We start from the raw sequence: 26,362 nt of genomic DNA on the forward strand, positions 1-26,362 counted from the left end.
CCTCCCACGACCGAATGGAGATTGTCATGCTGCAGGTCCTGTCTAGCGCTTGGGCGCTCTTGCTCGGGATGTCGTTGTTGATGGTGGGCAACGGCATGCAGGGCACCCTGCTGGGTATTCGCGGCGAGATCGAAGGTTTCTCGACCTTCGAGATGTCCATCGTCATGTCGGCCTATTTCGTCGGGTTTCTGGGGGGATCGCGCATGGCGCCGGGCCTGATCCGGCGCGTCGGTCACGTGCGGGTCTTTGCAGCGCTTGCGTCCCTGATCTCCGCCGTCATGATCCTCTATCCCACCGTCACGGAGGTCTGGCTCTGGACGCTGGGCCGCGTGCTGATCGGCTTCTGCTTCTCTGCCGTCTATGTGACCGCGGAAAGCTGGCTCAACAATGCGGCGACCAATGAAAACCGCGGGCAGGCGCTGTCGCTCTACATGATCGTGCAGACCGCGGGCATCGTGCTCAGCCAGGCGCTGCTGCTCACGGCCGATCCCTCCGGCTATGTCCTGTTCGTGATCCCTTCGGTGCTGGTGTCGATCGCCGTCACGCCCATTTTGCTGTCCATCAGCCCGACACCCGCCTTTGAAACCACCAAACCGATGAGCCTGAGAGAACTGGTGGGCTACTCCCCTCTGGGCTGCGTGGGCATGTTCCTGCTGGGCGGGGTCTTCTCCGCGCAATTCGGCATGGCCTCGGTTTATGGCGCCAAAGCGGCGCTGACAGTTGCGCAGATCTCCACCTTTGTGGCGATGTTCTTTGTTGGTGCGGTGCTGTTGCAATATCCCATCGGGTGGATTTCCGACCGGATGGACCGCCGGTTCCTGATCCTGATCGTCTCCGCCGTGGGGGTTGCAGGCTCTGCACTCGGCATGGTGCTGGGTGGCAATTTCACCCTGCTGCTGGTCTCCGCCTTCATTGTCGGCGGCATGTCGAACCCGCTCTATTCGCTACTCATCGCCCACACCAACGACTTTCTGCAGCATGAGGATATGGCCGCCGCCTCGGGCGGGCTGATCTTCATCAACGGATTGGGGGCGATCCTCGGACCGGTGATCACCGGCTATATGATGGACACGGTGGGGCCGGGCGGGTTCTACCTCTTCACCGGCATCCTTTTTGCCGCGCTGGTGCTCTACGCCGCCTACCGTTCCACCGTGCGCAAATCCATCCCGGTGGACGAAACGGGGGCGTATGTCGCGGTGGCGCCTTCTTATACATCCGTTGCGCTTGAATATGCTCAAGAATACGCCATCGAGTCGGACTTGAGCGACGAAAATGCAACTACCCCTGATTGAATGTGTCGCAATGATGCAAAAAGTGACTATGCATTTAACTTAAACGAGACGTAACATACCTTAGTAGTGTGTTTATGAGGAGACGTGAGTGATGGTAGGTCCGCAAGAGATCTTGAGTTTTTGGCTCGACGACATCGGCCCTGAGGGCTGGTACAAGCAGTCCGATGCGCTGGATACGGCGATGAGGATACGGTTCGAAGAAACCTGGAAAGCAGCCTGTGAGGGGCGATTTTCCCTCTGGCTGACATATCCCTCCGGCGCGCTGGCCTACATCATCCTGATGGATCAGTTTTCCCGCAATATGTTCCGCGACACCGGTCAGGCCTTTGCCAGTGACCGGGCCGCTCTGGCCGCTGCGAAATCAGCCATCGACAAGGGCTGGGACATGCGGATCGACGAGCCCGCGCGCCAGTTTTTCTACCTGCCGTTGATGCATTCGGAAAATCTTTGTGATCAGGATCGCTGCGTGCGTCTGGTATGTGAACGGATGCCAAAGCACGGACCTGAAAACCTGCTGCATGCGCAGGCGCATCGTGCCGTCATTCGCCAATTCGGGCGCTTTCCGCACCGCAATGCGGCGCTTGACCGGACCCCGACGCAGGCAGAGGTGGAGTTCATCGCGCGCGGCGGCTATGGCGAGATGGTCCGCAGCCTTCAGGCCGATAAGGCCGCCTGAAAGACCTGACGCGCGTCTTAGAAAACGCTCTTGCGCGGCGCGCATTTGTCGCGCCGCACTTCATGTTGCCGCTGATGGAAATATAGTTTAACGGTAAACTATATTTTGAACCCCATCTGCGAGGACATGTCATGGCTGCGAAATCCTTTGATCTGATTGTGATTGGGGCCGGCCCCGGCGGCTATGTGGCCGCGATCCGCGGTGCGCAGCTGGGCATGTCCGTCGCCATTATTGAACGCGAGCATCTGGGCGGCATCTGCCTCAACTGGGGCTGCATCCCGACCAAGGCGATGTTGCGCTCCTCCGAAGTCTTCCACCTGATGCATCGTGCCAAGGAATTCGGGCTCAAGGCGGACAATGTGGGCTATGACCTCGACGCTGTGGTCAAACGTTCCCGCCAGGTAGCGGGCCAACTCTCGGGCGGCATTGGCCACCTGATGAAGAAGAACAAGGTCACCGTTTTCATGGGCGAGGCCACGATCCCCGCCAAGGGTAAGGTGACCGTCAAGACCGAGAAGGGCAGCGAAGAGCTGACCGCCAAGAACATCGTGCTGGCCACCGGTGCCCGCGCCCGCGAATTGCCCGGGCTGGAAGCGGATGGCGATCTGGTCTGGACCTACAAACACGCACTGCAACCGAAACACATGCCCAAGAAACTGCTGGTCATCGGTTCCGGCGCCATCGGCATCGAATTTGCCAGCTTCTACAACACGCTGGGCGCCGATACGACGGTGGTCGAGGTGATGGACCGCGTGCTGCCCGTGGAAGATGCGGAAATCTCTGCCTTCGCGAAAAAATCCTTCGAAAAGCAGGGCATGAAGATCATGCAGAAAGCCATGGTCAAGCAGCTGGATCGCGGCAAGGGCAAGGTGACGGCCCATATCGAGGTGGGCGGCAAGGTCGAGAAACACGAGTTCGACACTGTGATCTCTGCGGTGGGGATTGTCGGCAATGTGGAAGGGCTTGGCCTCGAAGCAATTGGCGTCAAGATCGACCGCACCCATGTGGTCACGGACGAGTTCTGCCGCACCGGCGTCGATGGGCTCTACGCCATCGGCGACATCGCGGGCGCCCCGTGGCTCGCGCATAAAGCCAGCCATGAAGGTGTCATGGTGGCCGAGTTGATCGCGGGCCACAACGACGTGCACCCGGTCAAGCCCGAGAGCATCGCGGGTTGCACCTATTGCCACCCGCAGGTGGCCTCCGTCGGCTATTCCGAGGCCAAGGCAAAGGAATTGGGCTATGAGATCAAGGTGGGCCGCTTTCCCTTCATCGGCAACGGCAAGGCCATCGCCCTGGGCGAGCAGGAAGGCATGATCAAGACGATTTTCGATGCCAAAACGGGCGAACTGTTGGGCGCCCATATGGTCGGCGCGGAAGTCACCGAGCTGATCCAAGGGTATGTGGTCGGGCGCCAGCTGGAAACGACCGAAGAAGACCTGATGAACACCGTCTTCCCGCACCCGACCCTCAGCGAGATGATGCACGAAAGCGTGCTCGACGCCTATGGGCGCGTCATTCACATGTAGGCTCCGACAGCCGCGCTCATGGCGTGCGCTTGGTTGGATACCGGCGCCCATGACCGCGTCTGGCGCGATGGCGCTTAGGTCGCGGCGTTGCAGCCTGTCGGTACGCTCTCATCGGACAAGACGGCGGAGGCTGGCGACAAAGATCTGATCGCATGACAAGAAACCGTCTGACCGAGAACCCGCCACGCAGATCGTCTCACCTCGCGCTGCCGCTCCTGCGTTTTCGCAAGAGCGTCCTGCGGGCGTGCGGGTTGTGGCGTCGGCCATCTCATCTCATTCTTGCGGCCTCGGGTCACGCGACCCGTCATGAGTATCTTACGTTTTTCAACAGCCACCCTTTTCAGCTTATGGGCCGTTTGCGCCCAGGCGGCCTCCGTCACATGGACGATGGACATTGAGCTTGAAAACAACGGCTCGGCCATTGGCAGCTTTGTCTGGGACAGCGACCTCAACACCGTCACCTCCTGGGATATTTCGGTCTCTGAAGGGCTCACTTCCGTTCTCATCGGGCCCCTGCCGGGGGAGACTTTCAGCAGCGCCAGTGCGGGACATGTCGTCGATACGTTTACATCAGGCGGATTCAGCTTCCTCAACTTCCAGACCGACGTTGTCACCTATTGGTACGGGCCGGACCGGACGCGCACGTTCCGGCTCGGCATCGGATTGAACGGCTTTGACGTGCTCGACACGCCGGTGGCGGCGCTGCCGCTGGTGCCCGATACGGTCAATATGTTCACGATGACGCCAACCGGTGTGCTCGATTGCGGCAGCTGCTCGCCGTCGCGGCACGGCCGCCCTGGCTCAGTGCTCAGTGCGGAGCCAGCCCCGGTGCCCTTACCAGCCGGGCTGCCGCTTGCCCTGCTCGGGGTTGCAACACTTGGCGTGCTTCGTGCGCGGGCACGGCAGGTCTAGGCTGAACAAACCCACGGCTGCCGCAGCATCAGATTGCCACCCTCACACGGCTCTGTCATACCGCGCCAGAGGGGGCTGGTGCCATGCAGACAACATCTTGGGGACTGGTGCTTGCGCTCTGGGGGGCAGGGCTCGGCGCGGCGGCCCAATATGGCAAGTTCAGCGCGACTTTTGATCAACTGCCGAACATCTACCCGGACGCAGGCGCGTCACTCGGGTTCATCGTTTCCATCGTCGGCCTGCTGGGCATTTTCTTCGGTGTCGCGGCTGGTTTGATGGTGGCCCGCATCCGCTACCGGCGGGCGCTGCTCTGGGCGCTTTGGGTCGGGGCTGCGATCTCCCTGTTTCAGGCGTTTCTGCCATCGCTGCCATGGATGTTGGCCAGCCGCGCGCTGGAGGGGCTGTCGCATCTCGCCGTTGTCGTTGCAGCCCCGACTCTGATCGCGCAGATCTGCGCCCCGAAGGATCGCGGGTTGGCGCTGACCCTCTGGGGTACCTTCTTTGGTGTGGCCTTCACGATACTGGCCTGGGGTGGGCTGCCCCTTGTCGCCTGGAAAGGCATACCGGCCCTATTGACGGCGCATGCAATCTACATGGCGGCCTTTGCCCTGCTGTTGGGCGCGCGGCTTAAGGCGCTGACCGTCGATCAGCCCGCACCGCCGCTGTCCCTGTCCAAGATTCTGCGCGACCACGTTGAGATTTACCGCTCTCCCTGGATCTCCGCCCCGGCCATCGGTTGGCTCTTCTACACTTTCTGTTTCGTGTCCATTCTGACGGTGCTGCCCGCCTATATTGCCGGGGAAAGCCGCGCTTTCGTGATGGGGGCCATGCCGCTGGTCAGTATCGCCTCTTCGATGACGCTGGGGGTGGCCATGTTGCGGCATGTCTCCGCAATCACCGTCATCCTGACAGGTTTTGTCGGTAGCTGTCTGTCGATGGGGTGGCTTTGGCTTGACCCGGGCGCGCCGATGGCGTGTCTTGCCCTTGCGGGCACCATGGGGCTGATCCAAGGGGCCAGCTTTGCGGCGGTGCCCCAGCTGAACCACAGCCCGGAGACCCAGGCCAAAGCCAACGGGGCAGTGGCGCAGATGGGCAATGTCGGCAACACGCTCGGCACGCCCGCCATGGCCATCACGGCAGGCTCTTTGGGCTATGCCGGATTGCCGGTTCTGGCGGGCTGCGCCTTTGTGCTTGGGGGCTGCGCGCATGTGGTTTTGGCAAGGCGTCGGCGTCGCGCTTAATGTTCTCTTTACGTTCTCTCTTTTTTGTTGGAGAATCCCTGCGAGCCGCCTATGTCTAGACCGTTACACGGGGGTGCCTGATGGCCGAGTTGAAGAATATCGAGGTGCGCGGCGCGCGCGAGCACAATCTCAAGAGCATCGACGTGGATATCCCGCGCGACAAACTCGTTGTGATTACAGGGCTTTCCGGCTCCGGTAAGTCCTCGCTCGCCTTCGATACGATCTATGCCGAGGGTCAGCGCCGCTATGTCGAATCGCTCAGCGCCTATGCGCGGCAGTTCCTCGACATGATGCAGAAGCCGGATGTGGATCATATCGCCGGGTTGTCACCTGCGATTTCGATTGAGCAGAAAACCACCTCCAAGAACCCGCGCTCCACCGTCGGCACGGTCACCGAAATCTATGACTACATGCGGCTCTTGTTCGCCCGCGTCGGCACGCCCTATTCGCCCGCCACCGGCAAGCCCATCGAGGCGCAGCAGGTGCAGGATATGGTCGATCGCGTGATGGCGAAGGAGGAGGGGACGCGGGCCTACCTGCTCGCGCCCATCATCCGCGACCGCAAGGGCGAATACCGCAAGGAGTTTCTGGAGCTGCGCAAGCAGGGGTTCCAGCGTGTCAAGGTGGACGGTGAGTTCTATGAATTGGACGAGCCTCCGACCCTCGACAAGAAATTCCGCCATGACATTGACGTGGTGGTCGACCGGATTGTTGTGCGCGAAGGGCTGGAGACGCGGCTGGCCGATTCCTTACGCACCGCGCTCGACCTCGCGGATGGTATCGCGATCCTGGAGACCGCGCCCAGCGAAGGTGACCCTGAGCGCACCACTTTCTCTGAAAAATTCGCCTGTCCGGTCAGCGGCTTCACCATCCCCGAGATCGAACCGCGCCTATTCTCCTTCAACGCGCCCTTCGGGGCCTGTCCGGAGTGTGATGGTCTGGGCGTCGAGCTGTTCTTTGACGAACGCCTCGTGGTGCCGGATCAGAACCTGAAAATCGCCGATGGCGCACTGGCCCCCTGGCGCAAGGGGAAGTCGCCTTACTTCCTGCAAACCATTGAGGCCATTGCGAAACACTACAAATTCAAGCAATCGACCAAGTGGAAGGACCTGCCCGAGAAGGTGCAGCAGGTCTTCCTTTACGGTTCCGGTGAGGAGGAAATTGCCTTTCGCTATGACGAGGGCGGGCGTGTCTATCAGGTGACGCGCACCTTTGAGGGTGTGATCCCCAACATGGAGCGGCGTTACCGCGAAACCGACAGCAATTGGATCCGCGAGGAATTCGAGCGCTATCAGAACAATCGCTCCTGTGGCAGCTGTGGCGGCTACCGGTTGCGGGACGAGGCTCTGGCGGTGAAACTGGGGCCGTCCGATGATGCGGAAAAGCTGCTGCACGTGGGGCAGGTGGTCGAAATGTCGATCCGCGAGGCCTTTGACTGGTGCGAGACGGTGCCGGAGCATTTGACCGCGCAGAAAAACGAAATCGCCCGCGCGATCCTCAAGGAAATCCGCGAAAGGCTGGGCTTTCTCAACAACGTCGGCCTCGAATACCTCACGCTCAGCCGCAATGCGGGCACGCTCTCAGGGGGCGAGAGCCAGCGCATCCGGCTGGCCTCGCAGATCGGCTCGGGTCTGACCGGCGTACTCTACGTGCTCGATGAGCCCTCCATCGGGCTGCATCAACGGGACAATGACCGGCTGCTGCTGACGCTTAAGAACCTGCGCGATCAGGGCAACACGGTTATTGTGGTGGAGCATGACGAGGAGGCCATTCGCGAGGCGGATTACGTGTTCGACATAGGCCCGGGCGCGGGCGTGCACGGCGGTGAAGTGGTGGCCCACGGCACCCCGCGCAAGATTGCGGCGTCGAAGAAGTCGATCACCGGCCAGTACCTGACCGGTGCGCGCGAAATTGCGATTCCGGCAGAACGGCGCGGCGGCAACAAGAAAAAGCTGCAGGTGGTCGGAGCGACCGGCAACAACCTGCGCAATGTGACCGTCGATTATCCGCTGGGTAAATTCGTCTGCGTCACCGGGGTGTCAGGCGGCGGCAAATCCACCCTGACGATCGAAACGTTGTTCAAGACCGCCTCGATGCGGCTCAATGGTGCCCGCCAGACACCAGCCCCCTGTGAGACAATCAAGGGGTTGGAGCATCTCGACAAGGTCATCGACATCGATCAACGGCCGATCGGGCGCACGCCCCGCTCAAACCCGGCGACCTATACAGGCGCCTTCACCCCGATCCGGGACTGGTTCGCCGGGCTGCCCGAGGCCAAGGCGCGCGGCTACAAGCCCGGGCGGTTCAGTTTCAACGTGAAGGGGGGCCGCTGTGAGGCCTGCCAGGGTGACGGGGTGATCAAGATCGAGATGCACTTCCTGCCCGACGTCTATGTGGAATGCGAAACCTGCAAGGGCGCGCGCTACAACCGTGAGACGCTGGAGATCAAGTTCAAGGGCAAGTCCATCGCGGATGTGCTCGACATGACGGTCGAGGACGCGCAGGAATTCTTCTCCGCCGTGCCGTCGATCCGGGAAAAGATGGACGCACTGATGCGCGTGGGCTTGGGCTACATCAAGGTTGGTCAGCAGGCGACAACGCTCTCGGGCGGCGAGGCACAGCGGGTAAAGCTGTCGAAGGAACTGAGCAAACGGTCCACGGGCCGCACGCTCTACATACTCGATGAACCGACGACCGGCCTGCATTTCGAGGACGTGCGCAAGCTTCTGGAAGTGCTGCACGAGCTGGTGGATCAGGGCAACTCCGTGATCGTGATCGAACACAACCTCGACGTGGTGAAAACCGCCGACCATATCATCGACATCGGCCCGGAAGGCGGTGACGGAGGGGGTCAGATCGTGGCGACCGGTACGCCGGAAGAGGTTGCAGAAGTGGTGGAAAGCTACACCGGTAAATACCTCAAGCCGATGTTGTCGCAGGCCCGGCGCGTCGCCGCAGAGTGATTGTCAGGCCCGACGCTGTACCGATGGGCGGCGTGCTTGCGCCGTACAACGACGCTGGCGACCCCAAGTGGCAGGCGTTGGATACCAGGATCACGCGCGTTTCTTGCCATCCTTGAACCAGGCGAGCGCGCTGTCCAGATCCCCCGGCTTTCCAAGGTAGTAGCCCTGCGCCAAAGGCACACCCAGGTTGCTCAGGGCGTTCAGCTCTGCGTCCGTTTCAATCCCTTCCGCGACGATGTCAGCGCCGATTTCCACCGCAAAGCGCACCAGAGCAGCGCCCAGAGAGCGGCGCACCACGTCGGTGTCGATGCTCGAGGTCAGCGAGATGTCGAGCTTGATCAGATCGGGCTTGAGCTTGACGATATGTTGCAGGCCGGAGTAGCCGGCGCCGGCATCGTCGATGGCCAGGCGGACGCCGCGAAACCTCAGGATTTCCAGATGTCCGAGCAGCTCTTCATAGTCTTCGACCATGGAATGTTCGGTGACTTCCAGCACGATACGCTCCTGCGGGTAGTTGGCGAAGAGATCGGCGAGAAGGCCCGTTCCGACCGTTGCAGGGGACGCGTTGACCGACAGATAAGTATCCTGCGGCAGCTGCTCCAGCGCCAGCAAAGCTTTGCGGATGACCGCGATTTCCAGATCAGCCTGCATCCCGACCACAAGCGCATCGTCGAACCAGAGGTTGGGCGGGCGATATGGCTCCGACCGGAAACGGCAGAGTGCCTCAAACCCCTTCGGTCTCTTCCCGTTCAAATCCACGATTGGCTGATAGACAATGTCGAATGCCTCATCGGCCTGGATCTGTTCGATGCGTGAGCGGATGGCCTGCCGTTCGACCCGGGTGGTGATTTTGGTATTCACCTGCTCGGCGGACAAATCGGCAAAGGCACGCATCACCTCAAGATCGCGCGGGTTGAGGTCGCGCTGCGCGGTGCGGCTGAGGCAGCAGAACATGCCATAGGGTGTCCCGTCGGGACGGCGGATCGGTACGCTGACATGGGCCTTGATCGGGATCGCATTGGTCAGTGCAATATCTGCGCAGAGCGGCTCATCAGCGGTGTCCGGGATCAGTTCGGGCAACCGTCCCGCCAGAATGTGCCGACAATAGACCTGATCCAGCGGCATCGACCCCCCGACAAAACACATCTCTTCGAAGCCCGGGGCGCTGACGGCCCGGAAGACAAGATCGTCGCCCACGAATTCCGACAGATAAGCCACTTCCATATTCAGATGGGTCCGTACGAAATCCAATGCCATCTGGATGGTGTCGTCACCGCCCATTGGGTTGACGCGCGCCGCGATGGGCAACGGATTGCCGGGGATTTCGTCAGTCATGCCAAGAAGCCTTGAAACTATAATTTCAGGCACTCTAAGGCGGCACATGCTGACGAAATCTTTCCTGCCCCGGCCTATCTGCGGAAAATTCGTGCCACTTTTTAGGCGTTAGGCTGCGAGGTATGATATGCGGCGGCCCTGAACCTGCTCTCGATCATGCCCGCCCACGCTTGGCAAAGCGGGGCAGCATGGCGGAGAAATCCTTGCCCTCACCCGCTTCTTCTTCGACGAACTGACGGTAGAGTTCCAGCGCCCGGGCGCCCATCGGCGTGTCGGCATCAACGGCCTCGGCAGCCTGCTGGCTCAGGCCCAGATCCTTGAGCATCAGCTCTGCGGCAAAACCGGGTGTGTAGCCATTGTCTGCCGGGCTCTGCGGCCCGACGCCGGGGGCGGGGCAGTAGGCGTTCATCGACCAAGAGTACCCCGAGGACGTGCTGACCACGTCGAACATTTTCTGTCGGTCGAGCCCGAGTTTATCGGCCAGGGCAAAGGCCTCGCAGGTGGCAATCATCGTCGCGCCGAGGATCATGTTGTTGCAGATCTTTGCGGCCTGTCCGGCCCCGGCATCGCCACAATGCACCGCTTTCTGCCCCATGATGTCAAAGAGCGGTTGTGCTTTGGCAAAGGCCTGTTCCGTGCCGCCCGCCATGAAGGTCAGCGTACCGCCCGCCGCACCGCCGATGCCGCCGGAGACGGGCGCGTCCACAAACAACTGACCACCGTCCTTGGCTTCATCAGCCACCGCGCGGGCGCTTTCCACATCCACGGTGGAGCAGTCGAGCAGCAAGGCACCTTGTGGCATCGCGGGCAGGATGTCGGCGGCGACCCGGCGCAGGATGTCGCCGTTTGGCAGCATCGTGATCACCACATCTGCATCGCGCGCCGCCTCCGTGGCAGAGGCGGCAATTGTCACGCCCTCCGCCGCGCTGACCGCCGTGTCGAAACCGGTCACGACGCATCCAGCCTTGGCCAGATTGGCCGCCATCGGCGCCCCCATATTACCCAAACCGATAAAGCCTATCTTTAGCGCGTCCATCTGTTTCCCCTCCAGTTTCAACGTGTTTTTTCCCAGCGGCATCAGCATCTTGCTCACCGCTGCCGCAGGCACCTTCTGATCCGCGAATTGCCACTTCGGCGCGCGGTCCTTGTCGATGATCGCGGCGCGAATGCCTTCAAGGAAATCACCGTGCTTCATCGCGCGGAAGGTGAAACGGTATTCCAGTTCCAGCGCCTTTGCCATGGTCAACGAAGGCCCCCGCAGGCGGTGAAGAATCTCGACCGTGCTGGCCATGGAGAGCGGGCTGTTGCGTTGCATCTTTTTCAGGGTGTCGCCGGCGAATTCGCTCTCCGCGTGCCGCAGCGTGGTGAGGATGTCGGCAAGGGTTTCGCCGCCGAAGTGACGGTCGATCTCCTCCCGAAGGTCTGCGAGGGTACCGGCCGGGGCCTCCTGCGCGGCGTCGGCAAGGATATCCGGGCCCGCGCCCTGTTCCAACCGGTCGATCAGGTCCGGCCAGTGATCTTCCGAGATATAGAGATCGGCAAAGCCCGCAAGGATCGCATCCGCCGCCGACATCCGCGCCGCAGTGGTGCCGAGATATTCCCCCAGCCGCCCCGGTGCCAGCGCCAGCATCAGCGTGCCGCCCACATCAGGGACCAGACCGATGCCGCATTCCGGCATGGCAATCTGGCTCGACTGTCCGACGATGCGGTGAGACCCGTGGCATCCGATGCCAACGCCACCGCCCATGGTAAAGCCCTGGAGAAAGGAGATGACGGGTTTGGGGTATTCGAAAATCTTCGCGTTCAGGCGGTATTCATCCGCCCAAAAGGTCTGGCCGTAGGCGAAATCCCCACGTGTGCCGGTGTCATACAGTTCGGCAATATCACCCCCGGCGCAAAAGGCCCTGTCCCCCTCGGCGTCGATGACGACCTGCGTCACTGCGGCCTTGTCGCGCCAGCGGTCCAACGCCTCTTCGATCGCCAGACACATCTGATAGGTCATGGCGTTGAGCGCCTTAGGCCGGGCCAATGTGATGCGCCCGGTGGTGCCCGTTGTTCGAATGCGAATGTCGGTCATTTATCTCCGCCCACGCGTCGTTTGATGGGATGTATCGCTTGGCCCATGCTGCTTTTCAAGGCGCCGCGAGGCTTGGTGCCGGGAAGCGTTTGAAGGGCATGCCAGATGAGGCGAGGGCGGCGGGTCGCGCCGCCCTGCGGTGTTCATTCCATCGGCTTGAAGTTGAACTCGCCACCTTCCTTGATGCCGGAGGGCCAGCGCGAGGTGATCGTTTTCGTGCGGGTGTAGAACTTGAAGGCATCCGGCCCGTGCTGGTTCAGGTCGCCAAAGACGGATTTCTTCCAGCCGCCAAAGGTGTGGTAGGCCAGCGGCACCGGGATCGGCACATTCACCCCGATCATGCCCACATTCACCCGGTTGGCAAAATCGCGCGCGGCGTCGCCGTCCCGGGTGAAGATCGCGGTGCCGTTGCCGTATTCGTGATCCATCGCCAGCCCCAGCGCCTCTTCGTAGCTTTGTGCCCGCACGGTGGAGAGCACCGGCCCGAAAATCTCGGTCTTGTAGATGTCCATGTCCTTGGTGACATTGTCGAAAAGATGCGGGCCGATGAAGAAGCCTTCCTCATAACCCTGCAGGCTGAAATCGCGCCCATCGACGACCAGCTTGGCGCCCTGGTCGATGCCGGTCTGCACCAAACGTTCGATGTTGGCCTTGGCGGCAGCGGTCACAACAGGGCCGTAATCCACATCTGTGCCGCCCGTGTAGGGGCCGACTTTCAGCTTTTCGATGCGCGGGACGAGCTTTTCGATCAGACGGTCGGCGGTTTCATCGCCCACCGGGACAGCAACGGAGATGGCCATGCAGCGTTCGCCCGCCGCACCATAGCCCGCGCCCACCAGCGCGTCGGCGGCCTGATCCATATCCGCATCGGGCATGACGATCATGTGGTTCTTGGCGCCGCCAAAACACTGTACGCGTTTGCCCTGCGCGCAGCCAGTGCCGTAGATATATTCGGCAATCGGCGTGGAGCCGACAAAGCCGATGGACTGGATCGTCTGGTCATAGAGGATCGCGTCAACCGCCTCCTTGTCGCCGTTCACCACCTGCAAGATGCCTTTGGGCAGCCCGGCCTCTTCCATCAGTTCGGTCAGCATCAGCGGCACGGAAGGATCGCGTTCGGAGGGTTTGAGGATAAAGGCGTTGCCGCAGGCGATGGCGGGGGCAAACATCCACATGGGGATCATCGCGGGGAAGTTGAAGGGCGTGATGCCCGCCGTGACGCCAAGCGCCTGACGCATGGAATACATGTCGATGCCCGGACCAGCGCTGTCGGTGTATTCACCCTTGAGCAACTGCGGTGCGCCGATGCAGTATTCCACAACCTCAAGGCCGCGCTGCACGTCACCGGCGGCGTCGGGCAGGGTCTTGCCGTGCTCGCGGCTCAGCGCTTCGGACAATTTGTCCATGTCGCGGTTCAGCAGGTCGACGAATTTCATCAGCACGCGGGCACGGCGCTGCGGGTTCACCGCGGCCCAGGCGGGTTGCGCGGCGGCGGCGAACGCCACGGCCTGTTCCACCTCGGCCTTGGAGGCCAACGGGCATTTGGCCTGCACCTCGCCCGTGGCCGGGTTCATCACATCGGCAAAGCGCCCGGAGGTGCCTTTTACATGTGCGCCGTTCATATAGTGGGTGAGTTCTTGCATGGGGTCCTCCGCAGGGGTTGGTTCGACGCCTGACAGCCTGTGCCAGCGATTTAGAAATTGCCAGAACCATAGTCTTGCAAAAACAGGGGTGAAAGAGGCAAGATGACAAAGTTGTTTTGTGATTTTGCAAAACACCGTGCAAGCGCATGGCTGTTTGGAAGGCGATCAGGTGCAGACAAACTGGGACGATCTACGGCTTTTTTTGGCCGTCGCGCGCGAGGAAACCCTGTCAGGGGCGGGCAAGGTCTTGCGGCTTGATCCCGCGACCCTGGGGCGGCGCATGCAGCGGCTGGAAGAGGCTCTGCAGGCGCGGCTCTTCGTGAAATCGCCGCAGGGCTACACGTTGACAGAGGCGGGGATGTCCCTGCTGACGCGGGCGGAGATTGCCGAGCGGGCGATGCGCAACGCGGTGGCGGAACTGCCGGAGGTGTCCGACCGGCTGAGCGGACAGATCAGGATCGGCGCGCCGGACGGCAGTGCAAACTATCTGCTGCCGCAGGTCTGTGCTGCGATTTCCGATGAAAACCCGGACCTCGATATCCAGATCGTCGCCCTGCCGCGCGTGTTCAACCTGTCGCGGCGCGAGGCGGATATGGCCATCGCGGTGAGCGCCCCTACGGCGGGCCGTTTGGTGGTGCAGAAGATCACCGACTACCACCTGCATCTGGCGGCCTCCGAGCACTATCTGGTCAAAAGCCCGCCGATTGAGACAGGCGATGATCTGCGCCACCACCGTCTGGTCGGCTATATTCCCGACATGATCTTTGACCGCGAGCTGGATTATCTCAGCGATCTGGGGATTACCCGCGTGCCCTTGGCCTCCAATTCGGTTTCGGTGCAAATCAACTGGATTCGGCAGGGCGGCGGCATCGGCATTGCGCATGATTTCTCGGTACCGGCCATGCCTGGCGTGCGCCGCATCCTCACCGATCAGATCAGCCTGACGCGGGCGTTTTACCTGATCCGCCATGCCGATGATCAGCGTAACCTGAGGTTGAGCCGCTTTGCGCAGGCGCTGACCGCCGGTTTGCGCGCAGAAGTTGCACGACTCGAAGCGCTGGCTTGACTTGATGCCGCTTTGCGGTGACGCTGGAGGGGGTGCAACACGTCTCAAGGAGGTTTCGCATGTTGGTGTCACAGATCCTGAAAACCAAAGCTTTACATGACATTATTACAGTGTCTCCAACCACATTGGTGTCCGAGGCCGCGAAAATCCTGTCAGACAAACGCATCGGTACGGTGGTCGTCTCCCGCGATGGTACAAACGCCGATGGGATCCTGTCGGAGCGGGATATCGTGCGGGAGATCGGGGCGCGCGGAGCGGGGTGCCTGACACACCCTGTCGAGTCGCTGATGACCACCAAGCTGGTGACCTGCGGCAGCGATGACGCGGCGGACGCGGTCCTGCAGAAGATGACCGACGGCCGCTTCCGCCACATGCCGGTGCTGGAAAAGGGCAAGCTGGTCGGGGTGATTTCGCTGGGGGATGTGGTCAAGGCCAAGCTGATGGAACTGGCGATGGAAAAGAACGCGCTCGAAGGCATGATCATGGGGCATTGACCCCGCGTGACCTTTATCGGGACACCCCGGCGTTAAGGACTTGCAATCCCATGGCTTAAATGGTCGTGTGTCACGAATTCTCACGACAGGAGAGCCCACATGCGCGTTGGCCTCTATCCCGGCACTTTCGATCCGATCACGCTGGGTCATATCGACATCATCCGACGTGCAGCGGTTCTGCTCGACCGGCTTGTGGTGGGGGTTGCGATCAACCGGGACAAGGGGCCGCTTTTCGATCTCGAAGAACGTGTCGCCATGATCGAGGCCGAATGCGCCGAACTGGCCAAGCAGACCGGCATCGAGATCCGCGTACATCCGTTTGAAAATCTGCTGATCGATTGCGCCCGTGATGTCGGTGCCCAGATCATCGTGCGGGGCCTGCGCGCCGTGGCGGATTTCGAATATGAGTATCAGATGGTCGGCATGAACCGGCAGCTGGACGATGGGATCGAAACCGTTTTTCTGATGGCAGAGGCGCAACACCAGGCGATTGCCAGCAAGCTGGTCAAGGAAATCGCCCGTCTGGACGGGGACATCAGCAAATTCGTGACCCCAAGGGTCAAAACGGCGCTGATGGCGCAGCTGGGCAAGACCTAGAGCAGCGCGCCCATCCGCCCGGCCACGTCCAGCATGCGGTTGGAAAAGCCCCATTCATTGTCGTACCAGGCCAGCACCCGGACCCAGGTGCCGTCCTGCACGCGGGTCTGATCTTCGGCGACAATGGCGCTGTGCTGATTTTTCTTGAAATCGGACGACACGAGTTTGCGTGTGGTCGTGGACAGCACCCCGCGCATCGGCCCGTCCGCCGCTGCGCGAAACGCCGCGTTTACGGCCTCGGCATCCGTCGCGGTGGCAACCTCGACCGAGAGGTCGATGCAGGACACATTCGGCACAGGCACGCGGATCGCCTGACCGGTAATGCGCCCGGCCAGATCGGGCAGCACCTCGCCCAGGGTCTGTGCGGCTCCGGTGGTCGTGGGGATCATCGAGACCGCTGCCCCACGGGCGCGGTAGAGATCATCGTGCGGCGCGTCATGCAGGCTTTGGTTGCTGGTGTAGCAATGCACGGTCGTCATCATCCCGCGCCGGATGGTGAAACTGTCCTGCAGGACCTTGGCCATGGGAGCCAGGCAGTTGGTGGTGCAGGACCCGTTGGAGATCAGCAGGTCCTCTGCCGTGATGGTCTCGGCGTTGATGCCTTCGATGACCGTCTTGGCCGCACCCTTGGCAGGCGCTGACAGCAACACGCGGCGTGCGCCCCGGGACAGATGTTCACGTGCGCGCAAGGGGGTGGTGAACCGTCCACTACACTCCAGCACGATATCGACATCGGGCCAGGTGATCGCAGTTGGCTCCTGCACGGACGTCATTCTGATCGTGCCCGCGCCGAGGTCGAGCCCCCCGTCCGAATAGCTCAGGGGACCGGGGTAGGGGCCGTGGGTGGAATCAAATTCGAAAAGATGGGCAAGTGTTGCCGCCGGTGCCGGATCGTTGATCGCCACCACCTGCATGTCGCTGTGTCCGTTGTCGTGCAGCGCGCGCAGGACTGTCCGTCCAATACGGCCAAACCCGTTGATGCCCAGTTTGAGTGTCATAGCCTGAAGTTCCACTTTGCAAAGGGTCCGTCGGCCCGGCGGACGCCCGTCTGTCTTATCTCCAGAAGGAGAGCCATTCGATCAACTCAAAGAGCTTTTTGCCAAGAAACACAAGATGCTCCGTGCCAAAGAGCAAAACATCGACCACCAGCAGGAGCAGGAGGAGGGTGCCCAGCACGATGGCGATGCGATTGGTCATAAGACACCTTTCCCGACAGGATGCCGGAACCGGGGCATCCCAAGGGCCTGCATTGCAGCACCCTTTCACCGGTCAGGGTATGACAGCCTCATTTCAGGCCCGCAAGCCGGGAGAGATCAGCCCAGGTGGCCCATGTCGACGGCAACATCTGCCATCCGCGCAGAGAAAGCCCATTCGTTGTCGTACCAGGCCAACACACGGACGGTACGCCCGCCCACCACCTTGGTCTGTTCCGGGGCGATGATGCAGCTTTGTTCGGTGTGGTTGAAGTCGATGGAAACCTTGGCCTCCGCATCATATCCCATCACGCGGGACATGGAGCCGTTTGCGGCCTTCGCAAGGGCTTCGTTCACCTCTTCGACGGTCACATCGCGGGGGGCCTCGAAAGTCAGATCCACGGCGGAGACGTTGGGCGTGGGCACGCGCATGGCGGTGCCGTCGAGTTTGCCTGCAAGGTTGGGCAACACCTCTCCCAGGGCCTTGGCCGCCCCTGTCGAGGTCGGGATGATCGCCATGGCGGCTGCGCGGGCGCGGTAGAGGTCATCGTGACGGCGGTCCAGCGTCGGCTGGTCACCGGTATAGGAGTGGATCGTGGTCATGATCCCGCGTTCGATCCCAATCGCCTCATCCAGCACCTTGGCCATGGGGGCCAGGCAGTTGGTGGTGCAGGACCCGTTGGAGATCACGGTATCGGACGGCAGCAATTCGCGGTGGTTCACGCCATAGACGATGGTGCGGTCCACACGTTTCGCCGGGGCAGAGATCAGCACCCGTTTCGCGCCCTGCTGGATATGGGTCTTTGCCTTGTCGCCATCGTTGAACTTGCCGGTGCATTCCAGCACGACGTCGACGCCTGTCCAGTCGAGTTCATTCATGTCGTAGGTCGACATCATGCGGATGGGCCCGCGCCCGAGATCCAGCGAGTTGGCGCCAACAACGACATTGCCGGGAAAGCGGCCATGCACCGAATCGTATTTGATCAGATGCGCGGATGTTTCCAGCGGCCCCGTGGCGTTGATGGCCACGACGTCGATGTCATTGCGCCCCGATGTTGCGATATGGGTCAGCGTGCAGCGGCCAATGCGTCCGAAACCGTTAATACCGACTTTGATGGTCATCATTACTCTCCAAACGGAACATTTGATGGCTCTATAGCCGGAAACGCTGCATCGCGGAATGGTTAAAACGACGTGTTTTCCGCGTGTTAGCGTTAAACCTTGGCAACAGTCTGTTGCGATGCACCGATGTTAGCGCGACCAGTGATGCATTGCCAAACGGGAACCATCACTCTACCTCTGCGTTGCACCGGCAATCAGGACAGGGGATTTCGGGATGAGCGGGTTACTAGCGTTGCTGGATGACGTGGCGGCGATTGCCAAGGTGGCGGCGGCCTCTGTCGATGATGTGGTGGGCCAGGCGGCCAAGGCCGGGTCCAAGGTGGCGGGTGTTGTGATCGACGATGCCGCGGTCACGCCGAAATATGTGACCGGCTTTGAGCCCAAACGCGAGCTGCCGATCATCTGGAAGATCACCAAGGGGTCGCTTTTCAACAAGCTGATCGTCTTGTTGCCCGCTCTGCTGCTGCTGAATGCCTTCGCGCCGTGGGTCATCACCCCGCTGCTGATGCTGGGCGGGGCGTATTTATGCTTCGAAGGGGCGGAGAAGATCTTTCACTGGCTTTACCCGCATGGCGACGCGCATGTGGAAAAGGACATGTCCGTTGGCGACCCGCTGCATCTGGAAGAAACCCGGGTCAAGGGCGCCATCAAGACGGATTTCATTCTCTCGGCTGAGATCATGACGATCATCCTGTCGAACATCGAAGCGGATAGTTTCTGGTTCGAGGCGGCGACGCTGGCCTTCGCCGGTGTTGCGGTGACGGTTTTTGTCTATGGCGCGGTGGCCTTGATCGTGAAGATGGACGATGTGGGCGTCTGGCTGGCGGCAAACGGCCATACCGGCTCCGGTCGTGCGGTGGGGCGGGGGCTGGTCAAGGGCATGCCGAAGCTGCTGACCCTGCTGACCGTTGTCGGCACCGCCGCGATGCTATGGGTGGGCGGGTCCATCATCATCCACGGGCTGGAGGTGCTGGGCATGCCTTGGCTGTATGATGAGATCCACCACATCGCGGTGATTGTTGCCGATGCGGTGGCGCAGGGCTCCGGTTTTGTCGAATGGCTGGTAACGGCCCTTTTCGACGGTATCTTTGGCCTGGCGCTGGGGATGTTGCTGATCCCGGTTGTGACCCGGGTGATCGCGCCGCTCTTTGCCGCGCTTGGCGGCAAAGAGGAAGCGTCGCATTAAGCTGCGGGCCGGAGGTAAGGTGGCCTGAAAGCCCACCCTACCTGCTGGCTGATGGCGTGGTTACTTGATCAGCGCCTTGGCTTTCTCGGCAACGGCCTCGGCGGTGATGCCGAATTCCTTATAAAGCGTGCCTGCCGGTGCTGAGGCGCCGAAGTCATGCATGCCGACAAAGCCAGCCTTTTCGCGCCGACCGCGCTCGCCAAAGAGCCAGCGGTCCCAGCCGAAGCGGATACCGGCCTCGACCGCGACCCGCACCGGACCACCGGGCAGAACGCGCTTGCGGTAGCTTTCGTCCTGCTCTTCAAAGAGCTCCCAGCAGGGCATGGACACGACGCGGGTGCCGATGCCATCGGCCTGCAGGATATCCCGCGCGGCCATGGCAATCTCGACCTCCGACCCGGTCGCCAGCAGGATGGCCTGGCGTTTGCCTTCCGCGTCCGCCAGCACATAGGCGCCCTGGGCGGTGAGGTTCTTGGTCTTGTGCTCGGTCCGCACGGTGCTGAGGCCTTGCCTGGTCAGAGAGAGGACCGACGGTGTGTTTTTCGACGTTAGGGCCAGTTCCCAGGCCTCTGCCGTCTCTATCGTGTCGGCGGGACGGAACACATGGGTGTTGGGTGTCGCGCGACTGATCGCCAGATGTTCCACCGGCTGGTGCGTGGGGCCGTCTTCGCCAAGCCCGATGCTGTCGTGGGTCATCACGAAGACCGTAGGGATTTTCATCAAGGCAGCCAGCCGCATCGATGGGCGGGCGTAGTCGGTGAAACACATGAAGGTGCCGCCGTAGGGACGCAGCCCGCCGTGCAGCGCCATACCGTTCATCGCGGCGGCCATCCCATGTTCGCGAATGCCCCAGTAGACGTAGCGCCCGTCCCGGTTGTCGACGTCGAAGACACCCAGATCGGCGGTCTTGGTGTTGTTCGACCCCGTGAGGTCCGCCGAGCCACCCACGGTTTCCGGCATCACCGGGTTGATGACCTCCAGCACTTTCTCGGAGCTTGCCCGGGTGGCCAGTTTCGGTGCGCCCTCGGACATCTGTTTCTTGAACGCCTTGATCACGGCGCTGAGCTTTTTCGGCGCCTCCAGAGCATAGGCGCGGTTGAAGGTCTCGCGCTTGCCGCGGGGCAGGGTGTCGAAGCGTTCTTCCCACGCCTTGCGGGTCTCTGCCCCACGGGCACCGATGGCCTCCCAGGCGGCTTTCACATCCGCAGGCACCTCGAAGGGACCGGTTTTCCAGCCATAGGCCTCCTTGGCCGCGATCAGCTGCTCGGCATCGGTCAGCGCACCGTGGCCTTTCGAGGTATCTTGCGCCGCGTGGCCCAAGGCGATGTGGGTCTTGCAGGCCACCATGGTAGGCTTGTTGCCCTTCTTGGCCTGTGTCAGGGCCACGTCGATGGCCGCCGGATCATGACCGTCGATCTCCAGCACGGCCCAGCCCGCCGATTTGAACCGGCCCACCTGATCGGTGCGGTCAGACAGGGTCACCGGCCCGTCGATGGTGATGTTGTTGTTGTCCCAGAGCACGATCAGTTTGCTCAGCTGATGCCGCCCGGCCAGCGTGATGGCCTCCTGGCTCACGCCCTCCATCAGGCAGCCGTCCCCGGCGATGACATAGGTGTGGTGATCCACCACCTTCTTGCCGTAAGTGGCGCGCTGGATTTCCTCGGCCATGGCGAAACCCACGGAATTGGCGATCCCCTGTCCCAGCGGGCCCGTTGTGGTTTCGATGCCCGAGGCATGGCCGTATTCGGGGTGACCAGCAGTGCGCGAGCCCCACTGACGGAAATTCTTGATCTCCTCCAGCGTCATGTCGGCATATCCGGTCAGGTGCAGAAGGGAGTAGAGCAGCATGGAGCCGTGGCCTGCCGAGAGGATGAACCGGTCACGGTCGGGCCAGTTCGGCTGGCTGGGATCGAACTTCAGATGTTTTTCAAAAAGAACGGTCGCCACATCCGCCATCCCCATGGGCATGCCCGAGTGGCCGGAGTTGGCCGCCGCCACGGCATCCAGCGTCAGGGCACGGATGGCAGTGGCTTTGGCCCAGTGATCGGGGTTGGCGGCAGCAAGGGCTTTGAGATCCACGGAGCAGGTATCCTTTGTCGGTTCAGATCGGCCCGGAACGGGCACTTTTTGGCCAATTGGCCAAGGCTTCAGCGCTGCATATCAGCCGCCTCACAAAGATCAAGGGCGGCACGGCGGCTTTACCCCGCCTGGGACTTCAACAGCGCCTGCCAAGCGCTTGATCGCAAAGAAAGCCGCATTTGTTGCGCCGCAGGATTAGAGTTAACCTTGACGAAACCCAGAGCGATTCGGCGCCGCAGATGCGACGCGCCGGCGCGCAAACTGAGATAATGAGGTGGGCATGAGCGATATCGAGGAACTGCACAGCCGGATTATGGCGGCCATGGACCGCGTGGCGCGGGGGCTGGACGATCTTGGCTCTTCGGGCGGGGATGACGCCGACGCGCTCAGACAGGCGCTTGACGACGAAAAGACAGTCAACGCACAGCTGACCGAACGTGTACGGGTGCTGGGCGAGCGTCAGGAAAAGGCGCTGGCCGGGTTGGAGGCAAAGGCCACCGAGGCGGCGGAGCGGATGCAGAAGCTCGATCTCGATTTGCAGAGGCTGCGGCGGGCCAACGGGCAATTGTCTGAAGCCTGCGAAGCGCTGCGCACGGCCAATGCCGAGGGGGTAGGAGAGCCTCACCTGATCAACAAGGCGATGATGGCGGAACTGGAGGCCTTGCGGGCTGCCCGCGCCGCAGAGGTTGCGGAAGCCGACGAAATCATTGCCGCCCTGACACCGCTGCTGGACGCGGATGCAGCGCAACCGGAGGAGGCAAGCTGATGCCCGAGATCACAATCCACATCGGCGGTCGCCAATTCGATGTCGCCTGTCAGGCGGGCGAAGAGCATTACTTGCATACGGCAGCCAAGATGCTCGACGATGAAGCACAGGTGTTGGCGGATCAGGCGGGCCGCATGCCCGAAGCGCGGATGCTGCTGATGGCGGGGCTGATGCTGGCGGATAAGACGGCGAGCGTCGAGGATCGCGTGGCGGAAGTACAAGCCAAGCTGACCGCCTGCGAGGCGGAGCTGGCTAGCCTGCGCGAGTCGAAAGCAGAACCGGAGCGCATCGAGGTCCCCGTGGTGCCCCAGGCGGTCAGTGATACGCTTGCCGAACTGGCCGCCCGCGCCGAAGCACTTGCCGCGTCCGTGGAGGAGAAGGCGGCGGGATAAAGCGCGGCTGTTTTGCTCCTGTATTCCGCGGCTGCCTGCCGTCCAGAGTGGGAATGTTCTCGTGCGCATTGGTGGCAGGGTTTGGACTTGCCTCTCACCAACTGGACGCGCGTGACGATCCTAAAACGGCCGTGCTGGAATATGTGAGCTTGTCTGTGCTCTGTGCCAGCCGGTGCCCGCGATTTGGGTGAACCACATAGACCTCAGCTCTCTATCCCTGCTTCAAGAGCGGATCGGCCTGACCTCGGTGCCGTCCATGCGATTCCCTGAATCCCCATAGGCTTCCTGCGCCAGATCGGCTTCCGGTCCGCTGCCGGTCTGGACTCCAGGCCAGATGATGCGGTGAGGTTTTTCGCTAGACCGCTTTAGAAAAAGAATTGCAACATGTGGCCCGGGCAGGGAATTGAGCCAATCCAATCGGACCCGATCTATGACAAGATAGGCAACGCCCTTTTCACCGCAACCGGCGCGGCGGTGACCAGTGTAACTGCGCCCGGTGCGCGACCATGCCTGCTGGGAATAATGGCTGCGTCGGAGCGGTGACGGTGGATGGGACGGTTAACCCGTACGATCCGCGGGGCGATTGTGCCTATGCCACGATCACGGTGCGCTGTGCCGAACCCGGTGGTCGCGACCAAGCGTCCGGCAGCATGACATCACGCGGCGGCGACCGGTCGAGCGGCGCGGGTGCCGCATTCGGCAGCTAGGAGTGAGGCGACAAAAAAAGGGGGCGCCAATCGCCCCCTTGTGTTCGAAACGTTGGCGCGCCGACCCCCCCCGGCAAAGGTCAGCCGTTTGCTTCGCGGATCTTGTCTGCAGCGTCCTTGTCGAAGGTCACGCCGTTTTCCTCCAACAGCGTGTCCAGCTCGCCCGAGAGTGTCATCTCGGTGATGATATCGCAGCCACCGACAAATTCGCCCTTGACATAGAGCTGCGGGATTGTCGGCCAGTCGGAAAAATCCTTGATCCCCTGCCGGATGCCTTCATCCGCCAGCACATTCACGTCCGAGAACTCGACGCCCATGTAGTTGAGAACACCGGCGACGCGGCTTGAAAACCCACATTGCGGCATCTCCTTGGTGCCCTTCATGAAGAGGACAACAGGATTGGCTGTGATGGTTTCCTGGATTTGTGTTGCTGCGTCGGCCATAGTCTGTTCCTTCGGGTCTGGGTGCGCGTCACGATCCGGACGCCACCTGCGTTCATATTGTCAGTCGGGCGCCTTGGTGGTCAGGGCCAGGGCGTGAAGTTCGCCGTTGGAGCCATCCATCTTGCCCTTGAGGGCGGCATAGACCGCGCGTTGTTGCTGCACCCGGTTCTTGCCGCGAAAGCTCTCGTCGACGACCATCGCCGCCATATGCACGCCGTCGCTGCCCTCCACGGTGATCTGTGCGTCCGGGAAACTGGCGCGCAGCAGGTCTTCGATTTCGCGGGCTTGCATTGGCATCTGGCGGCTCCATCTTGGTCTTGCGCTAGATGTAAGGCGCGGCGGGGGCGGGGACAAGACGTCAATTGACCGCGACGGTTGGCAATCAGGCGTAAGGTCGCATTTTGGGCAGACAATATCTGCGACATGATCAATAGTGCCGGACAGGGAGAGCCAGAATGGATGTTTTTGAAAATGCGCCGGAACAGGCTCTGGCCTGGCATGAGGCCGGGCGCGGCGCCGTGCTTGCCACCGTGGTCGAAACCTGGGGGTCTGCGCCGCGGCGCGTCGGCGCGCAGCTGGTCATTGCCGGGGATGGCGAGATGCAGGGCTCTGTCTCGGGCGGCTGCGTTGAAGGTGCGGTGGTGCTGGAAGCCACGGAGGCGCTGGAGAAGGGCGAGCAGCGGCTGCTGGAGTACGGGGTCAGCGACGGCGACGCCTTTGCCGTCGGGCTCGCCTGTGGCGGGACGATCCGCATCCTGGTGGAACCTGTCGGCTCGGTCCTGCCCGAGGTCTTGCTGCGCGAGCTGATGGAGGCGCGGGCCGCGCGCCAGCCGGTGGCCTATGAGGTCAATGTCAAAACCGGCGCGCGCAGTCTTGTGCGTAACGGCTATGAGGCCCGCTTTGCAATGGACCGCTCCGGGTTTGAACAGGAGGGTGATGTCTTTGTCGGCATTCACAATCCGCCGCTGCGCCTCGTCATTGTCGGGGCGGTGCATATCGCGCAGGCCCTGATGCCGATGGCGCGGATTGCAGGGTATGACCCCTATGTCGTCGACCCCCGCGCGGCCTTCGGTTCCGAGGCGCGGTTTCCGGGGGAGCGGATCCTGTCGGACTGGCCGGATGAGGCGCTTGAGGCGGTGGGAGTGGACAGTCGGACAGCGGTGGTTCTGTTGACCCACGATCCCAAGCTGGATGATCCAGCTCTGCTGATCGCCCTGCGCTCGAAGGCCTTTTACATCGGCGCGCTTGGCTCCAAGCGGACCCATGCGGCCCGGCTGGAGCGTCTGGCGGATGCGGGCATTGAGCCGCATCATCTGGGGCGTATCCACGGGCCGATTGGCCTTGATATCGGTGCTGCCGGACCGCCGGAGATTGCGGTCGCCATCATCGCTGAAATGACGCGGGTGCTGAGGCGCGGCGCGTGAAGTTCGGTCCGGTCGAGATTGATCACGCCGAGGGGGCGGTGCTGGCCCACTCCGTTTCCCTTGGCGCAAGGCGCAGGCTGCGCAAGGGACGGGTGCTGGATGCCAGCGATATTGCAGCGCTCGCAGACGCAGGCGTCAAAGAGGTCACCGTCGCCCGGCTTGAAGCGGGTGATGTGTTCGAAAATGAGGCCGCCCGGGCACTGGCCGAAGCACTGGTGCCGGACCCTGGGGGCCAGCATTTGCACCTGACGGAGGCTTTCACCGGTCGGGTAAACCTTCTGGCCGAGGGTCCCGGTGTCGCGGTGCTGAATGTTGCGGCCCTGGAGGCCGTCAATCAGATCCACCCGATGATCACCCTGGCCACCGTGCCGCCGTTCCAGCAGATGGCGGATCGCGGCATGGTCGCGACGATCAAGATCATCTCATACGCCGTGCCGCAGGACGCGCTGGAGGCGGCGTGCCGGGCGGCTGAGGCCGCAATCAGGCTTGCGCCGCCGGTGATCGATCATGTCAATCTGATCGTCACGGACATCGGGGGAGGCGCGGGCACCAAGGGTCAAAAGGCGATTGCGGATCGGGTTGCTGCTTTTGGACTGGAGATGGACGCACCAAAGGTCGTACCGCACGACGAGGCCGCCCTGTCCCGGGCGCTAACAGACAGGACGCAGGGGTTGACCTTGATCCTAACCGGCTCGGCCACCTCTGATATCGATGATGTGGCCCCTGCCGCGCTGCGTCGAGCGGGCGGCACTGTGGAACGTTTCGGCATGCCGGTCGATCCGGGTAACCTGTTGTTTTTAGGTCATATCTCTCAAAATCCGGTGATTGGCCTGCCGGGCTGCGCGCGGTCACCCGCGCTGAACGGCGCCGATTGGGTGCTGGCGCGGGTTGTCTGCGGGCTTGAGGTCCGGGACGCAGATATTGCGGCGATGGGGGTCGGCGGGCTGTTGAAGGAAATCCCGTCCCGGCCACAGCCGCGTGCGGGCAGGACGTCCAAGTAGTCCAAGCGGTTGTGTGCTCTGATGGGCGGCCTTCTTCGGGAAGTTTGAGGTTCTCAAGGCGTCGGCAGCATGCTTAACTCGGATCAAAGGTAAAGCGGAGGGAGTTTTTGAGATGTTTATGGTTGAGATGTTTGTGAATGGAGTTTTGCGTTCTGGTTCTGTTGAGGGTCGGACGTTGTTGTCGTCGTTTTTGCGGGATGAGTTGCAGCTGACGGGGACGCATG

At 61.9% G+C, this 26,362-nt stretch carries 24 protein-coding genes and 2 pseudogenes; 16 read left to right on the forward strand and 10 right to left on the reverse strand.

Translation table 11 applies throughout. The features are described from left to right. Nucleotides 1–26: 26 nt before the first annotated feature. The 6 genes from ISX84_RS21925 to uvrA all read left to right on the forward strand — a co-directional run bounded on the left by ISX84_RS21925 (nt 27) and on the right by uvrA (nt 8,613). A complete protein-coding gene (locus ISX84_RS21925; protein ID WP_195822554.1) occupies nt 27–1,292 on the forward strand; it encodes an MFS transporter in 1,266 nt (421 codons plus the stop codon). 91 nt (nt 1,293–1,383) lie between these two features. Then, the gene (locus tag ISX84_RS21930) at nt 1,384–1,968 is read left to right on the forward strand and encodes a DUF924 family protein (RefSeq protein WP_195822555.1); all 585 of its coding nucleotides are present in this window, start codon (nt 1,384–1,386) and stop codon (nt 1,966–1,968) included. A 131-nt stretch (nt 1,969–2,099) separates the two neighbouring features. After that, a complete protein-coding gene (gene lpdA / locus ISX84_RS21935; RefSeq protein WP_195822556.1) occupies nt 2,100–3,497 on the forward strand; it encodes a dihydrolipoyl dehydrogenase in 1,398 nt (465 codons plus the stop codon). A gap of 306 nt (nt 3,498–3,803) precedes the next feature. Further along, nucleotides 3,804–4,409, forward strand: a complete 606-nt coding sequence (locus ISX84_RS21940) for a hypothetical protein (protein WP_195822557.1) — start codon at nt 3,804–3,806, stop codon at nt 4,407–4,409. 83 nt (nt 4,410–4,492) lie between these two features. Then, the gene (locus ISX84_RS21945) at nt 4,493–5,650 is read left to right on the forward strand and encodes an MFS transporter (RefSeq protein ID WP_195822558.1); all 1,158 of its coding nucleotides are present in this window, start codon (nt 4,493–4,495) and stop codon (nt 5,648–5,650) included. 80 nt (nt 5,651–5,730) lie between these two features. Next, nucleotides 5,731–8,613, forward strand: coding sequence for an excinuclease ABC subunit UvrA (gene uvrA, locus ISX84_RS21950; RefSeq protein WP_195822559.1), 2,883 nt, complete (start codon nt 5,731–5,733; stop codon nt 8,611–8,613). 90 nt (nt 8,614–8,703) lie between these two features. Here the strand turns inward: uvrA and ISX84_RS21955 are convergent, their stop codons facing one another. The 4 genes and pseudogenes from ISX84_RS21955 to ISX84_RS21965 all read right to left on the reverse strand — a co-directional run bounded on the left by ISX84_RS21955 (nt 8,704) and on the right by ISX84_RS21965 (nt 13,668). Continuing rightward, nucleotides 8,704–9,948 (reverse strand): sensor domain-containing phosphodiesterase, encoded by a 1,245-nt coding sequence (locus ISX84_RS21955; RefSeq protein WP_229884493.1) that lies wholly within the window; start codon nt 9,946–9,948, stop codon nt 8,704–8,706. A 154-nt stretch (nt 9,949–10,102) separates the two neighbouring features. Beyond that, a complete protein-coding gene (mmsB, locus tag ISX84_RS23505; RefSeq protein WP_326838781.1) occupies nt 10,103–11,026 on the reverse strand; it encodes a 3-hydroxyisobutyrate dehydrogenase in 924 nt (307 codons plus the stop codon). A gap of 30 nt (nt 11,027–11,056) precedes the next feature. Then, nucleotides 11,057–12,025, reverse strand: a pseudogene (locus tag ISX84_RS23510) (enoyl-CoA hydratase/isomerase family protein); the annotation flags it as partial. 143 nt (nt 12,026–12,168) lie between these two features. Next, a complete protein-coding gene (locus ISX84_RS21965; protein WP_195822561.1) occupies nt 12,169–13,668 on the reverse strand; it encodes a CoA-acylating methylmalonate-semialdehyde dehydrogenase in 1,500 nt (499 codons plus the stop codon). Nucleotides 13,669–13,837: 169 nt separating this feature from the next. Between ISX84_RS21965 and ISX84_RS21970 the strand changes: the two genes are divergently transcribed. The 3 genes from ISX84_RS21970 (at nt 13,838) to coaD (ending at nt 15,825) form a co-directional block, all read left to right on the forward strand. Next, nucleotides 13,838–14,734 (forward strand): LysR family transcriptional regulator, encoded by an 897-nt coding sequence (locus tag ISX84_RS21970; RefSeq protein WP_195822562.1) that lies wholly within the window; start codon nt 13,838–13,840, stop codon nt 14,732–14,734. A 59-nt stretch (nt 14,735–14,793) separates the two neighbouring features. After that, nucleotides 14,794–15,228, forward strand: coding sequence for a CBS domain-containing protein (locus ISX84_RS21975; protein ID WP_195822563.1), 435 nt, complete (start codon nt 14,794–14,796; stop codon nt 15,226–15,228). A gap of 99 nt (nt 15,229–15,327) precedes the next feature. Beyond that, the gene (coaD, locus tag ISX84_RS21980) at nt 15,328–15,825 is read left to right on the forward strand and encodes a pantetheine-phosphate adenylyltransferase (protein WP_195822564.1); all 498 of its coding nucleotides are present in this window, start codon (nt 15,328–15,330) and stop codon (nt 15,823–15,825) included. Here the strand turns inward: coaD and gap (ISX84_RS21985) are convergent. From gap (ISX84_RS21985) to gap (ISX84_RS21995), 3 genes are all read right to left on the reverse strand, one after another. Further along, nucleotides 15,822–16,823 carry a type I glyceraldehyde-3-phosphate dehydrogenase gene (gene gap / locus ISX84_RS21985; protein ID WP_195822565.1) on the reverse strand — a complete coding sequence of 334 codons (1,002 nt, stop codon included), beginning with the start codon at nt 16,821–16,823 and terminating at the stop codon, nt 15,822–15,824. The two genes, coaD and gap (ISX84_RS21985), sit on opposite strands and share 4 nt — an antisense overlap. 55 nt (nt 16,824–16,878) lie before the next feature. Continuing rightward, the gene (locus ISX84_RS21990; RefSeq protein WP_195822566.1) at nt 16,879–17,022 is read right to left on the reverse strand and encodes a hypothetical protein; all 144 of its coding nucleotides are present in this window, start codon (nt 17,020–17,022) and stop codon (nt 16,879–16,881) included. Nucleotides 17,023–17,138: 116 nt separating this feature from the next. After that, entirely contained in the window at nt 17,139–18,140 is a 1,002-nt protein-coding gene (gene gap, locus ISX84_RS21995; RefSeq protein WP_195822567.1) for a type I glyceraldehyde-3-phosphate dehydrogenase, read from the reverse strand. Between the two features lie 214 nt (nt 18,141–18,354). Between gap (ISX84_RS21995) and ISX84_RS22000 the strand changes: the two genes are divergently transcribed. Then, nucleotides 18,355–19,326, forward strand: a complete 972-nt coding sequence (locus tag ISX84_RS22000; protein ID WP_195822568.1) for a DUF808 domain-containing protein — start codon at nt 18,355–18,357, stop codon at nt 19,324–19,326. Nucleotides 19,327–19,386: 60 nt separating this feature from the next. Here the strand turns inward: ISX84_RS22000 and tkt are convergent, their stop codons facing one another. Further along, nucleotides 19,387–21,405: a transketolase gene (gene tkt / locus ISX84_RS22005; RefSeq protein ID WP_195822569.1), complete on the reverse strand. Its 2,019-nt coding sequence runs from the start codon at nt 21,403–21,405 to the stop codon at nt 19,387–19,389. Between the two features lie 280 nt (nt 21,406–21,685). Between tkt and ISX84_RS22010 the strand changes: the two genes are divergently transcribed. The 3 genes from ISX84_RS22010 (at nt 21,686) to ISX84_RS22020 (ending at nt 23,270) form a co-directional block, all read left to right on the forward strand. After that, a complete protein-coding gene (locus tag ISX84_RS22010; protein WP_195822570.1) occupies nt 21,686–22,171 on the forward strand; it encodes a hypothetical protein in 486 nt (161 codons plus the stop codon). Beyond that, nucleotides 22,171–22,563 (forward strand): cell division protein ZapA, encoded by a 393-nt coding sequence (locus tag ISX84_RS22015; protein WP_195822571.1) that lies wholly within the window; start codon nt 22,171–22,173, stop codon nt 22,561–22,563. Before ISX84_RS22010 ends, ISX84_RS22015 begins: the two co-directional genes overlap by 1 nt. 506 nt (nt 22,564–23,069) lie before the next feature. Further along, nucleotides 23,070–23,270 carry a hypothetical protein gene (locus ISX84_RS22020; RefSeq protein ID WP_195822572.1) on the forward strand — a complete coding sequence of 67 codons (201 nt, stop codon included), beginning with the start codon at nt 23,070–23,072 and terminating at the stop codon, nt 23,268–23,270. An 80-nt stretch (nt 23,271–23,350) separates the two neighbouring features. Here the strand turns inward: ISX84_RS22020 and grxD are convergent, their stop codons facing one another. Together grxD and ISX84_RS22030 are read right to left on the reverse strand one after the other, a co-directional pair. Next, nucleotides 23,351–23,713, reverse strand: a complete 363-nt coding sequence (gene grxD / locus ISX84_RS22025; RefSeq protein ID WP_195822573.1) for a Grx4 family monothiol glutaredoxin — start codon at nt 23,711–23,713, stop codon at nt 23,351–23,353. A 60-nt stretch (nt 23,714–23,773) separates the two neighbouring features. Then, the gene (locus ISX84_RS22030; protein WP_195822574.1) at nt 23,774–24,010 is read right to left on the reverse strand and encodes a BolA/IbaG family iron-sulfur metabolism protein; all 237 of its coding nucleotides are present in this window, start codon (nt 24,008–24,010) and stop codon (nt 23,774–23,776) included. A 158-nt stretch (nt 24,011–24,168) separates the two neighbouring features. Between ISX84_RS22030 and ISX84_RS22035 the strand changes: the two genes are divergently transcribed. From ISX84_RS22035 to ISX84_RS23325, 3 genes and pseudogenes are all read left to right on the forward strand, one after another. Then, nucleotides 24,169–25,137, forward strand: coding sequence for an XdhC family protein (locus ISX84_RS22035; protein WP_195822575.1), 969 nt, complete (start codon nt 24,169–24,171; stop codon nt 25,135–25,137). Next, nucleotides 25,134–26,138 (forward strand): molybdopterin-binding protein, encoded by a 1,005-nt coding sequence (locus tag ISX84_RS22040; protein WP_195822576.1) that lies wholly within the window; start codon nt 25,134–25,136, stop codon nt 26,136–26,138. Before ISX84_RS22035 ends, ISX84_RS22040 begins: the two co-directional genes overlap by 4 nt. Before the next feature lie 112 nt (nt 26,139–26,250). Further along, nucleotides 26,251–26,362 (forward strand): annotated as a pseudogene (locus tag ISX84_RS23325) ((2Fe-2S)-binding protein); the annotation flags it as partial.

The sequence above is a fragment of the Roseobacter sp. MH60115 genome (assembly GCF_015644665.1).
In the GTDB taxonomy this organism is placed as follows: domain Bacteria; phylum Pseudomonadota; class Alphaproteobacteria; order Rhodobacterales; family Rhodobacteraceae; genus Roseobacter.